Source organism: Priestia sp. P5_B4, assembly GCF_056400385.1.
The window spans coordinates 1-12909 of the sequence record NZ_JBFULJ010000065.1 but is presented as its reverse complement, the minus strand read 5'-3'; the positions used below and the strand labels follow the sequence as shown (position 1 = coordinate 12909).

Sequence of the window (12909 nt, the reverse complement as noted above, 5' to 3'; positions counted from 1 at the left end):
GCTTAGCACTTACTTCTTATTTAAAAGAAACAAACGTCGTCGCTTCTATTGGCCATTCTGACAGCACATATGATCAAGTTGGTGAAGCCATCGAAGCAGGAGCTTCTCATATTACGCATTTATATAACGGCATGCGCGGTCTTCATCATAGAGAGCCGGGCGTATTAGGCGCCGCGTATTTGAGAGATGAATTATTTGTAGAGCTGATTACAGACGGCATCCACTGCCGACCTGAAATGGTCAAGCTTGCGTACGATCAAATTACAAGTGAACGCATGATTCTTATCACGGATTCTCTTCGTGCCAAATGGCTAAAAAACGGTACGTATGATTTAGGCGGACAGCCTGTTCACGTAAATGACACGACTGCTACCCTTGCAGACGGAACGTTAGCAGGAAGTATCTTAAAGATGAACGATGCGATTAAAAACACGATGAGCTTTACGAATTGCTCATTAGAAGACATCGTAAAAATGACTGCTGAAAACCCAGCAAAACAGCTTAATCTGTTCGATACAAAAGGAAGCCTCAAAATTGGAAAAGATGCGGATATCGTAGTGTTAAATGAAAATTTAGATGTTGAAATGACATTTTGCCGAGGCACATTGAGCTTTCAAAAGGAGGACTAACAATGAATATCATCCAAGTGAAAAACTACAGTGAAATGAGTGCAAAAGCAGCTGATATGCTGATTAGCAAACTTCATAAAAAGCCAAATATGAATCTGGGACTTGCAACGGGCGGCACGCCGAAAGGGTTATATGATCGTTTAATTCAAGATCATAAAGAGCACGGCACGTCTTACAAACACGTTACTTCCTTTAACTTAGATGAATATGTCGGAATGAAACCGCAAGATCCAAACAGCTATCACTACTATATGGCAGATGCGTTATTTAATCACATTGATATTGACGTAAGCAACACGCACGTTCCTAACGGCCTAGCTGATACGCCTGAAGAAGAATGCCGCCGCTACGATGAAATGATTCAAAATCACGGAGGCATTGACCTTCAGATTCTTGGAATCGGCCAAAACGGACATATTGGCTTTAACGAACCTGGTACGTCATTCAACTCTCCTACTCATATTGTGACGTTAGAAGAGTCAACGCGAAATGCGAATGCTCGCTACTTTAATTCTCTTGACGAAGTGCCTACTCAGGCTATTACAATGGGAATTGAATCGATTATGAAAAGTAAAGAAATTTTACTTCTTATCTCCGGGGAAGCCAAAGCAGAAGCGATGTATCAGCTGCTTAACGGAGAAATCACAGAGAACTTCCCTGCTTCTATTTTAAAGAAGCATCACTGTGTTACAATTATTGCGGACCAAGAAGCTTTAGCTAAAGTGAACCTTTGAAAGAATAGTCAAGCAGCCTGACCCGGCTATAATCAATCCGTCTTTATGAAAGAAAGGTGTCTCGCTATTAGTTAGAGCATATATAGATAACATACCTCCTCGTCTTTTTTAGATGAGGAGGTTTACATAAAGGAGAGAACTTAAGTGATTGATAAAAGCTCACCTCTTCCGATTTATTATCAAATTGAAGAACAGTTGAAAAAACAAATTGAAAACGGAGAGTTAAAACCGAATGATTCGCTTCCTTCTGAACGAGAGTTTGCAGAACGATTTGAAATCAGCAGAATGACCGTTCGCCAAGCAATTAACAATTTAGTAAACGACGGTTATTTGTATCGTCAAAAAGGCCGCGGCACCTTTGTATCTGAAAAAAAACTGGAGCAGCAGCTCGTTGGATTAACGAGTTTTACAGAAGATATGAAAGCGCGCGGAATGGTGCCAAGCAGTAAGCTGCTGAGCTTTGAAATTATTGCGGCTTCAGAAAAAATTGCCGATCAGCTGCACATTTCTCTTCATGCACCTGTTTATGAAATCAAGCGTATTCGTTTAGCTGACGACGTGCCAATGGCGCTTGAAAGCGTGTATGTATCCGCTAACTTAGTCAAAGGCTTAACAGAATCCATTGTTAACGACTCTCTCTATCGCTATATTGAAGAAGAGCTCGGGCTAAAAATTGGTGAAGCCAACCAAACGTTAGAATCCATTTTAGCTTCTGAAACCGAAGTGAAACATCTTGGAATCAGCTCATATTCACCCGTTCTATTAATTCAAAGAAATACGTATTTGCAAGACGGCACGCCGCTTGAAGTGGTGAAGTCTTCGTACCGAGCAGACCGCTATAAGTTTACGATTAACATGACACGATCTTAACTAAGGAGTTTTTTTATGTCTAGTTTATATCTACAGGAACTAACAAAACTGCTTGCTAAAGTGGAGATGCATGAACAGCAGGCAATGGAATCCGCAGCGGAGAAAATCTCACAGCAACTAGCTTCTCATCACCTCATTCATTTATTTGGGTGCGGTCATTCTCATATTTTAACGGAAGAAGTGTTTTACCGTTCCGGAGGGCTTGCGCCGATTCATCCTATTTTTGTAGAAGAACTGATGCTTCATAAAGGAGCTTCGCGCTCTTCACAGCTAGAGCGTAAAAACGACTATGCCTCCACTTTTATGGAAAAAGAAGATATCGTACCAGGCGATATCATGATTGTGATTTCTACGTCGGGCGTAAATCCCGTTCCGATTGATGTGGCCTTAATTGCAAAAGAAAAAGGCGCTTTTGTTATCGGGCTTACCTCTCCTTCTTATGCCACGAGCCGGGCTTCGCGGCATAAAAGCGGAAAATACCTTCATGATGTCGTAGATCTTGTTATGAATAATCACATTCCAAAAGGAGACGTTCTTCTTCATCAGCAAGATATTTCTTTCGCTTCTGGTTCTACTGTAATTGGAGGCGCTATCTTAAATGATGTACTATCTAAAGCCATCCAAAAACTGCTCAGCCGCGGCATCACGCCTCCTGTCTTTTTAAGCGGAAACATGGAAGGTTCAGATGAACATAACCAGCGGTTGATTGATGCTTACAAAGGAAGAATTACTGCCCTATAACAGCCCCTGCGGCTGTTTTTTTGCACAAAAAAAAGATGCTTGAAAGCATCTCATCAAAGTCGGACTGTACGATTTGGACTAGATCTCCTCTTTATCAGTAGAAGTCTTGTTCACAGCACCATAACATACTTATCCKACATAATTACTATGTTTAACATAAGTATACTCTTTTATACCTTAGGTGTCAAATAAGTTATAAGAAATTTCGTAGTGCATTCATTTGAAGATTTTTTTACGGTAATGTTCCAGCTGGCTTTTAGCTTCTTTCATAATTGTTGTATGTATGATTTCATCCGTGATGGTAAAATAATTTACTATACTTAACTTATAGATTTTACATATAAATTCCCGCCAAAATTTTGTATACGATTTCCTGCCGCATCTCACAAAAAAGAACCTGCATCAAAACTGATGCAGGTTCTTCCCTTCATATCATGCTAATTATTTCATGTTCATTTGCCCTTGTGAGGCCCTTTCGCTACGTATATCGGTTCATAACGAGAGTGCCAATTGTCAGATCAGAATATCTGCTTTTCATGTGAGGTAATACGTTTGCTGAAGTTGCTGTTAAGTATTCCAAAACTAAACCAGTCCCTTCATGAAGCTAAGTATTTACCTTTCACAGTAGCCTTAGAAAAATTCCTATCGGCTCTGTACTATTTGTATACCACGTTTCAATTGAACTAAACTAAAAAATTCATTTTAATCAAAAAATTCTTAGCACGGGGATACAACCATTAACAGCCTATTATAAATGGAGCTTTAATCCTTCATGAGAAGCAGTAAATCCGAGCTTTTGATAAAAACGCAAAGCCTCCGACCGTTCCTTGTCGGTTGTTAATTGTACTAACTGACAGTTACGTTCTTTCGCTCGTTGAATCGCCCATGTAATCAACTGATATCCAACCCCTTTTCCGCGCTCTGACGAAGCGGTTCGGACTCCTTCAATCGTTGCTCTCCACGCGCCTTGTCGTACAATGTGGGGCGTAAAGGTTATTTGTTGAACACCTATTACTTCACTATCTTTACATGCGACAATCAGTTCATTGTTTGGATCCGCATCAATTGCCTGAAATGCTTGAACATAACAGGCTGGAAGCGGTGATTCGTAGCGCTCTCGTTTGCTTCCAAGCATATCATCAGCAAGCATTCCAACAATTTGATCTAAATCTTCCCGCACCGCTTCTCTAAAGGTTATTTCTCCCATTTCACACAGCACCTTTCCCGTGTCTATTTATGATATTAAAAAGAACAGTGACGAACAAGCTCAGAAGCGACGCCAAGAACAAAGCAGCCGCTAAAGCACCAAGACCCATTCCTTCAAAGCCGCCAACTCCAAATATGCTATATAGAAATAGAAATATGCTTATTAGCATGCTGCTAAGTGAAATTCCGTACTGCACAGGTGAGTTCCTTTTATAGAAGAAATACGACGCACCCAAAAGCAAAACAAAGAAAGCACCCATTAATCCAAATAAAGAAATCATTTACATCCTCCGCCTTCTTTTAAAAAAAGGAATTTATATCCATTATATACTATTATTTTTATTTATTCTATCTATATTAATAGCCCTGCAGCCACAACTAAATAGACATGACCAAAACGGCCATGTCTATTTTTCTACTATATTAAAAAGAAAGTTCTTTGAACCAAAAAGAATAAGGGGCTAAGCAAGCTTCATCAATTTCATTCATACGTTTTTTGCATCGCTGCAGCACCTCAGCAGGAATGTGTCTCTCTAAGTATGCAGATTCTCCGTTAGCTTGAATCGTTTTTTCTACTAGCTCTTCAAACACATCTAAGCATGCTAAAAACTGCGGAAAAGTTGTATTCACGAAACGCTCGCAGTCATCGTTGGACGTATCGAGCAGCACAACCGAACCGTTTTTTTGATGAAGACAAATTGGATCTCCAGCGCCTGTTGTTCCTAAAAACCAATAGTGCTGGTAGCGAGATGATAACTCAAATGTTTCGCATAATGTTGTTAACTTTCCTTTGGATGAAACGAACTCTAGAAATGGTGAAGCTTCTTTGGGCAATCCTTTTTCTGTTAGCAACTTCTTTGTCTCTTTATCAATATCAAGGGGTGCAAGCTGTTCGGCATCAAACTTCATTCGTTTTTCCTGTCGTTGCATCACATTTGACAACTTCTTTCACTCCTTTTCACCATTTGCTCTTTCTTTGCTTTTGTTTATTATAAAAGAAATCCAGCTCGTATTATATGCTACAAATGAACTTAATTAGACTGAAATTTTTTCCAATCTTTATTTATATAGCCCGATTTCCTCTTTATAAACACAGGTAAAAAGAAACCGATCAGATTTTCTCCAGTGAATTCTGCTTTGAAAAATAATTCTCATTCCCTTCTTCCCTTTTCAGCGTACTCTCGCCTCTTATAAAAAGGCTCAATCTTTATTATTCCAATTTTTTCTACTTTTTGCAACTAGGACTTATCTCACCATTTCTTATGCGAGATTAATAACTTGACAAAATACTAAAATAAGCAACAGTAATTATTTACAATTTTTTAAACTTTATGGTTTAATAGGTATGTAATTCCTGTTTTTTACTATATTTTTTTGGAGGTTTAACATGAAAAAAGGGTCAATTTATCGTTTTATTGCTTTTGCTTTAATGTTCACCTTGTGTTTTAGCCAATTAGGCTTACTGAAAACACAAGCGGCAGGCAATCCACCTGCTAATGAAAAAACATTAAGCATTGGTAAAGCAGCAAAAGGAACATTTACAGAACCAGAACAAACACATTGGTACAAAATTAATCCTTCTAAGCAAGAGGTAGCAAAATTTTCACACTACCGAATTAAGCTTCAAAGTGATGATGAAGTAAACATCACACTTTACTCTAGTCTTGAAAATGCCAAAAACAACGTGGCATTTGACCGTTATATGGGATACTCCTACAAAGATGAGCCTGCTCAGCTTGATTTTCCAATCGCTTGGACTGGCCCTTATTATGTGAAAGTTGAGTATTACGGAAGCGAAGACGACATGATTGAAGAAGATGCGGAAGATGGTTCAGCTTCTCCAGAACCACAGCCGGAAGAAAAAACAGAAGTTCCATATACAATCAGCTATGAAGGCGCTTCACTTCCTCCTTCTCAAATGATGGAAGAAGAATGCCCGGCTGAATTAAGTACAAGCCAAAAAGAAAACGGAAAAGGTATTTTAAAAGATTTGCGTACGATTCGCGACGCTGTGCTTTCAAAAACAGCAAGCGGAAAAGACCTTTCTTCTCTTTACTACAAAGCCGCTCCGTTTATCAGTTCTAAAATGATTATTGATAAATCGATGCGCGAACAAGTATACAAAGATTTAGTTCAGCTAAAGGGTCTATTTACAGATGTGGCGAAAAACGGCGCATCAAGCACATATATGATTACAAGTGCTGATCAAAAAGCAATCAATGATTTATACAGCATCGCTTATAAATCCGTTCCGGCTGCTTTAAAGAAAGACTTAGAAAAAGTAGCAGCACAGACAAAATTAAAAGACGTAACGGACTTAAACGTATCGTCTGTATTAGTAAGAGCTAAGTTAGTCAGCGCAAACAGCGTTTCAACAAAAGCTGAAACTCGCTATATTGTTAAATTAAAAGATGGTGCAAATGCTAAATCATTCAAAACAAAAGCACAGTCAAAATCAGCAAGCATTGAATCTATTAATCCATTAAAACAATCAGCTGCTTCTTTTGATAATATGTTTGTTATTCAATTAGATGACAGCAATGCAAAAAGCTTCAGCACGTCATCTGCTCAAGGTAAAATGACGGCAAAACAAATTCAGGCACTTCCTGAAACTGAATTTATCGAGCCGGTTCAAGAGTACCACGCTCTTTCAATGGATTCACAATATCCGTATCAATGGTCATTAAACAATACGGGTAAAAATGACGGTACGCAACATGCCGATATTCAATACGAATCACTTGAAAAATTACTAAACGGTCAAAAATTAAAAGATACGGTTATTGCCGTTGCGGATACGGGCGTCGATTCATCACTAGCTGATTTAAAAGGCGTGGTGGATACAAAAACAGGCTATAACTACGTGGATCGTTCGTCAAATGCAACAGACGACAACGGACACGGAACTCACGTAGCAGGTATTATCGCAGCCTCTGCAAACAATAACTATTCAATGGCCGGCATTAATTCTCATGCAAAAATTTTACCGGTTAAAATTCTAGACGCATCTGGAAGCGGAGATACAGAACAAATTGCGTACGGTATTAAATACGCGGTTGATCACGGTGCAAAAGTCATTAACTTAAGCCTTGGCGGATCTTACAGCCGAGTGCTTGAATATTCGTTAAAATACGCATACGATCATAACGTAACGGTTGTAGCTGCAAGTGGAAACGACGGTATGGAAGAACTCTCTTACCCTGCTTCATCTGCCTATGCGATTTCAGTAGGCGCATCAAACCGTTTAGATATCGTATCTGACTACTCAAACTATGGAAAAGGATTAGATATTACAGCTCCTGGCTCTGATATTCCAAGTCTTGTTCCAGACGGAAACGTCACTTATTTAAGCGGAACATCAATGGCAACACCTCACGTGGCAGCCGTTGCGGGATTATTGCTATCACAAAACCCAGGCTTAAAGCCAAAAGACGTTGAAAAACGCCTAACGGATACAGCTAAAGATATTAAATTTGATGAAAAAGATGCTCCTGTATACGATGATGAAGAAAGTCCAGCAGAACCCCCTGCTCCAGGCTACGATTACGTATCAGGATGGGGACGTTTAAATGCGTACAGCGCAGTAAGTGCACAGCAGCTGCAAGCGCAGGTAAAYACATTTGTCAGCACGCAAAAAATTGTTACAGGTAAAGCTCAAAGCGGTTCAACTGTTAAAGTAATGAACGGCTCAAAAACACTTGGCACAGTGAAAGCTGATGCAAAAAATACGTTCTCTGTGAACATTCCAGCTCAAAAAACTGATACCGTTTTACAAGTAGTTGTCACAAATGGAAAAGCAAGTACGAGCATTCGTGCAGTTGTTCAAAAAGCACCTGCCAAACCAGCGGTAAAAGCGGTGACGAATAAAGATGAGTATGTAACAGGAACGTCTAAAGCGAATTTTACGGTAAATGTTAAAAACAGCGCTAAGAAAGTGATTGCTTCAGCAAAAGCTGATGCAAAAGGCGCGTTCAAAGTGAAAATTCCAAAACAAAAAGAAAACACAGTCTTGTACATCACGGCTACAAACAGCCAAAAACAAGAAAGTGAAGAAGTAAAAGTAACGGTGCGTGACGTTATTGCTCCAAATGCACCTAAAGTGAATCCAGTCAGTGACGCGGATACAGCTATTAAAGGAACAGCTGAAGCAAATGCATCTGTTGTAGCGAAAGTGAACAACAAAGAAATCGGCAAAGCAAAAGCCAATGCAAAAGGTCAGTACAGCATAACGATTAAAAAACAAAAAGCAGGTACGGCAATCAGCGTAACAGCAGCAGACGCAGCCAACAACACAAGTAAAGCTACGACTGTAAAAGTGAGCGATAAAACTCCCCCTGCTGCACCAAGCGTCAATGCTGTCACAACAAAAAGCACGGCTGTAACAGGTAAAGCAGAAGCAAATGCTACCGTAACGGTAACAGTAAACAAAAAAAGCATTGGCTCTGCTGCTGCTAACAGCAAAGGACAATACTCAGTAAAAATTAAAAAGCAAAAAGAAAAAACAGTCTTAAGCGTAACTGCAAAAGACAAAGCGAACAATACAAGTAAAGCAACAACAAAAACGGTGACAAAATAAAGAAAAAAGGCGCTTGGCTTATGGCCAAGTGCCTTTTTGTTATAAAAGCTGTTTGTTTTTAAAGTACTTCCACATTCCCCACGTTAACACAATTAACATAACAATAATAACAGCAGTAGCCCAGTGGGAATTTTGATATGGAATCGGTACGTTCATCCCAAAAAATCCGGTTACGAACGTCAGCGGAAGCATAATCGTTGAAATCAGCGTTAAGACGTTCAGCTTTTCAGATGAAGTTGCATTGGTAATAGAATAATACGTATCAAGTGCACTGTTTACGAGGTCTCTAAATGTTTCAGCAGAGTCTACAATACGCTCTAAGTGGTCAAGCAAGTCAATGTAGAAAGGAACATTTTCTTCTCGTATGTCGAATTTCCACTTTCCATTCACCGTTAAGAAAATTCGGCGCTGAGGCAGAATAACGCGACGGATTAAGATAATCGTTCTTTTTAAGGCCAAGAACTCTTCCGTCACTCCGCGGACCTCTTTGTTGTAGATTTCATCTTCTAATTCATCAATACGCATGTCAATTCGGTCTAAAATCGGAAAGTATTCGTCCGTGATGCCATCAATCAAAGCATACAGTAAAAAGTCGGCGCCGCGGTTCATAAACTTTGGATAGCGTGAGCATACAGCATCCATTTTGCGAAGCCAGCCCATTTTATGTTTATGAATCGTCACTACGTAATTTGATCCGACAAAGGCATTTAACTCAAGCGTCGTAATCTCGTCATCACTTTCTTCGTTATAGCGAAGCGCGTGAAAAACGAAAAATTTATAGTCTTCGTAATCATCCATTTTAGCGCGAGGACTGTCGTGTAAGCAGTCTTCAATCGCCAATGGGTGAAAATCGAATAATTTAGCAATTTGAGCAAGCTCTTGTCCGTGGACATCATACAAATCAATCCACAGCAAATTATCAGGATTGCGCAATTTTTCATGCACGTCTCCTAAATCAAGATTCGTTACCATTTCTTTTGTTTCATCATCATATAAGTATGTTTTAATCATTGATTTTTCACCTCACATCATTGAGGCATTAAGGAGTATTTTCCTTCGTTGAAATGAGAGGAACATATACACCTTTGTTGCCCCTATCTTGTTTTGCAGTAACCTTCATCGAAATGGGGTCATCAGTGCCCATTCATCTCACCTCCTAATTAGTTGAAGGAACGCTGACTTGTAATACAGCTACTTCACAAAGTTTAATTTTAACATACAATCCAACTCTAGCGTAGCGCTTTTTTCAAAACCTTTCCCTCTCTATTTAAAGTTTCAAACAAAACTTCCGATACTATAAAAGCAGTTATAATCGGCAATCGATAACTAAAACCGCTTAAATTCTCCCTTAAAGGTCTAGAAAATCTCACATGACCGGTCTGTGGTCATATGAGATTTTCTACACTGATAAACATTATATGGGTGATGTGGAAAAACGTGTAGGAATTTTTAGACTTTCATCGAATACTTACTTAACAAACTTAGATTACGAAAAGGACTGATAATACATGCATTTTAAACGTGAAGAACCGTTTCGCTTTTTATTTGAGACTCCCATTGTTGGAACGTTTTCCATTGCTAAATACGACAACAAAGAAATCGATTCTAAGCCAGGTCCTTTGTCTGTTATCGACCTTTCACCGAAAGGAATCAAAATAATTACGCCGCTTGATTTACCTATTTTCAACCATCAAATTCAGCTAAAAATCAGCTTTTATTTAAATGAAAAACCCATCCATATTACCGGACTTTGCGTGTGGAAAGAAAAACGGCGCACCGAATACCTTTATGGCATTGAAGCGTTTAACGATGTGGAAGAACAAGCGATTTTAATTACAGAGCTCAAAACCTACGCCAAGAAAAAGCGAGATAAGCAATAAAAATAGCGCTCATTTGTTTTACTCCCCTTTTAAGATGGCAATACTACGAACGACTTCGATAGAAAAAGGTGAGGCGATGAGCAGCAAAGCAAAAAAAGAGTGGATTGGCGGTCTCGTACTATTTTTACTCGTCAGTTTTGTCAGCATCACATTTGCGGGCTATCATACGGTGAAAGCCGCCGTTGAACAAACGTATGTACCGCTTGAGCATGGGAACAAAACACACGTCAATTTAAAAAAAGGGCAACCGTTTTCCCTGCTTTTAATTCAAGAGAACGATCAAAATACGTCATTTGTATATATGACTGTTAATAAACAGCATGAATCAATAAAAATGACCCACTTGCCAGGGTCAACTCAGCTCGGCAATGAAACACTGAGAACCATTTATCATCGAGGAAATATGAATGCTGTCGTAAAGAACGTCGAAACGTATGCAAAGCTTCCTGTTGATTATTATGTCAAAATGGATCAGCAGTCAGTCGTCGATGCTGTAAATAAATTAGGGGGCATTATCGTCACAAACAAACGTGCTTTTGAACATAGCAACATTGTTTTTCCAAAAGGATCGATTCGCCTTAACGGAAAAGAAGCACTTGTTTTTTTAAAGGAGCGTAATGAGCAAGACATCTTTACTGCGCATGAAAGGCAGCTGTCCGTCGCGAAAGCCATTTTCAGCCAAGCAGCTACGATTCCCAATGTTGCAAAGCTGCATTCCCTTGTATTTACGCTCGCTGATCACATTGAAACCAATGCAACCTTTAATGATATCAAACGAATTCAAAAAACCTACAAACCGGCCGTTTCTCACGTAGACAAGCAGCAGTTTCCGCAAAACGAATGGAATCAAAAACAAGTCACAACGCGGCTGTATAAGCATTTAGAACGCAACGAGCTGTTTTTATAAAACACGCCTCACGAAAAAACCATTGACCATAGGCTCAATGGTTTTTTATGCTACTTATTTTCAGCAGGCACTACTTTTTCATTTATTTTAACCACAATTTGTTCATCTCGTTCATCTTTGAGATAGCTCTTTTGATAAAAAGAATGTTCATTAGGCGGTCCAATCACAACCGTATCCGTAATCGGAGCAACGGCTTCTGCTACTTCGCTTGCGCTTACTCCGTATGCTTTTTGAAACACGATCGGAGGCGTTAAGCGCAGCACGTCGGATCCTTCTGTAGATTCGAATTGATCATTGTTAAAAAAGAGATGAAGATGCGCTTCTTCCGATAAGGGCTCAATCCAATGCCACCAGCCCATCGGTATAAAAACAACTTCCCCTTCTTTTATCCGATAATTGTGCATGCTGCTTGTATCAGGGTCTAAAATAGATACCTGCACTTCACCTGAAACGACGATATCTAATTCCCACGCGTTTGGGTGCCAGTGTGGTTCTCTCATATGCCCTTTCGTCATATATAAATCAACAAAAGCACCTCCGAGCATTGCAGGCAGCTGAGTTGAGGTTAGTTGATACGCTATATTTTGATCGTTTCGTTTGAACAGGACATTTTGCTTATAGTTCACTGACAGATTAGGCGTTCCTGAGCTTTTTTTAATATTTGAATTATCCGGCACAAATCCAGATTTACTCATAGTGTCATACCCTCTTTTCATCAAAAAGTTATATGCACTATCCTATTAAAACTCTTAGCTAAGGGTGTTTTAATTAGGAAAAATAAAAAACGAGCGTTTCCACTCGTTTTTTATCCGACAAGACGTTCAATTTTCTTTTTCTTCCATACAAATTGATAATAGCTGTACTGCAAGATTAAGCTGACCACAAACGCCGCTGGATATCCAATCCAAATCCCTTTGATTGCAAGAGATGTAAACTGCGATAACACGTAGGCTACAGGTACTTCTACACACCAAATAGCCATAATGCTAAATACCGTAGGCCAAAGCACCGTACCGCTTGCTCGCATTGTAGCGGTAATAATTTGCGCATGACCGAAAATCAAATAGCTCCAAAGTGTTATAACTAACAGCTCTTCGGCAATATGGAGCGTGTGCTGACTTGTTAAAAACAGAGCTAAAATTTGATTAGAAAAGAGATAAATAAGTAAAATCAATACGCTGCCAATAACGTAATTCAGCATAATTCCAGAGCGGATAACTTCTGTTAAACGCTCAAATTTATTGGCGCCAATCGACTGCGCCGCAAAAATAGAAACCGCAATTCCTAAGCTGATTGCCGGCATTTGTACATAGCTTGCCACTTGGTTCACCGCTCCGTACGCTGCTGTAGCGTCTGAGCCAAATCC

At 39.5% G+C, this 12909-nt stretch carries 13 protein-coding genes; 7 read left to right on the top strand and 6 right to left on the bottom strand.

Annotation, left to right across the window (positions count from 1 at the left end; all coding sequences use genetic code 11):
* From AC1DRF_RS09160 to AC1DRF_RS09145, 4 genes are all read left to right on the top strand, one after another.
* Positions 1 to 629: N-acetylglucosamine-6-phosphate deacetylase (locus AC1DRF_RS09160; RefSeq protein WP_477740626.1), on the top strand; the 629-nt coding region annotated here is incomplete at its 5' end.
* 2 nt (positions 630 to 631) lie between these two features.
* On the top strand, positions 632 to 1363 hold the full coding sequence (gene nagB, locus AC1DRF_RS09155) for a glucosamine-6-phosphate deaminase (RefSeq protein ID WP_477740625.1): 732 nt from the start codon (positions 632 to 634) through the stop codon (positions 1361 to 1363).
* Between the two features lie 144 nt (positions 1364 to 1507).
* Positions 1508 to 2233 carry a GntR family transcriptional regulator gene (locus AC1DRF_RS09150; protein ID WP_028407832.1) on the top strand — a complete coding sequence of 242 codons (726 nt, stop codon included), beginning with the start codon at positions 1508 to 1510 and terminating at the stop codon, positions 2231 to 2233.
* Positions 2234 to 2248: 15 nt separating this feature from the next.
* A complete protein-coding gene (locus AC1DRF_RS09145; protein WP_043979773.1) occupies positions 2249 to 2974 on the top strand; it encodes an SIS domain-containing protein in 726 nt (241 codons plus the stop codon).
* A 748-nt stretch (positions 2975 to 3722) separates the two neighbouring features.
* Here the strand turns inward: AC1DRF_RS09145 and AC1DRF_RS09140 are convergent.
* The 3 genes from AC1DRF_RS09140 to AC1DRF_RS09130 all read right to left on the bottom strand — a co-directional run bounded on the left by AC1DRF_RS09140 (position 3723) and on the right by AC1DRF_RS09130 (position 5113).
* Positions 3723 to 4181: a GNAT family N-acetyltransferase gene (locus tag AC1DRF_RS09140; RefSeq protein WP_162213809.1), complete on the bottom strand. Its 459-nt coding sequence runs from the start codon at positions 4179 to 4181 to the stop codon at positions 3723 to 3725.
* 1 nt (position 4182) lies between these two features.
* A complete protein-coding gene (locus tag AC1DRF_RS09135) occupies positions 4183 to 4461 on the bottom strand; it encodes a YesK family protein (protein ID WP_477740624.1) in 279 nt (92 codons plus the stop codon).
* Between the two features lie 142 nt (positions 4462 to 4603).
* Positions 4604 to 5113: an SUKH-4 family immunity protein gene (locus AC1DRF_RS09130; protein ID WP_230184660.1), complete on the bottom strand. Its 510-nt coding sequence runs from the start codon at positions 5111 to 5113 to the stop codon at positions 4604 to 4606.
* A 454-nt stretch (positions 5114 to 5567) separates the two neighbouring features.
* On the opposite strand from AC1DRF_RS09130, the gene AC1DRF_RS09125 reads away from it, so the two are divergent.
* The gene (locus AC1DRF_RS09125; protein ID WP_477740623.1) at positions 5568 to 8756 is read left to right on the top strand and encodes a S8 family peptidase; all 3189 of its coding nucleotides are present in this window, start codon (positions 5568 to 5570) and stop codon (positions 8754 to 8756) included.
* A gap of 39 nt (positions 8757 to 8795) precedes the next feature.
* Here the strand turns inward: AC1DRF_RS09125 and corA are convergent, their stop codons facing one another.
* Positions 8796 to 9767 carry a magnesium/cobalt transporter CorA gene (gene corA, locus AC1DRF_RS09120; RefSeq protein ID WP_013055874.1) on the bottom strand — a complete coding sequence of 324 codons (972 nt, stop codon included), beginning with the start codon at positions 9765 to 9767 and terminating at the stop codon, positions 8796 to 8798.
* Positions 9768 to 10264: 497 nt separating this feature from the next.
* On the opposite strand from corA, the gene AC1DRF_RS09115 reads away from it, so the two are divergent.
* Both AC1DRF_RS09115 and AC1DRF_RS09110 read left to right on the top strand, forming a co-directional pair.
* Positions 10265 to 10636, top strand: a complete 372-nt coding sequence (locus AC1DRF_RS09115; RefSeq protein ID WP_477740622.1) for a PilZ domain-containing protein — start codon at positions 10265 to 10267, stop codon at positions 10634 to 10636.
* Between the two features lie 34 nt (positions 10637 to 10670).
* Entirely contained in the window at positions 10671 to 11543 is an 873-nt protein-coding gene (locus AC1DRF_RS09110) for an LCP family glycopolymer transferase (protein ID WP_477740621.1), read from the top strand.
* Positions 11544 to 11593: 50 nt separating this feature from the next.
* On the opposite strand, the gene AC1DRF_RS09105 is transcribed toward AC1DRF_RS09110, so the two are convergent.
* Together AC1DRF_RS09105 and AC1DRF_RS09100 are read right to left on the bottom strand one after the other, a co-directional pair.
* Positions 11594 to 12238: a cupin domain-containing protein gene (locus tag AC1DRF_RS09105; protein ID WP_377574904.1), complete on the bottom strand. Its 645-nt coding sequence runs from the start codon at positions 12236 to 12238 to the stop codon at positions 11594 to 11596.
* 110 nt (positions 12239 to 12348) lie between these two features.
* The coding region (locus AC1DRF_RS09100; RefSeq protein WP_477740620.1) for an MATE family efflux transporter at positions 12349 to 12909 on the bottom strand (561 nt) is incomplete at its 5' end.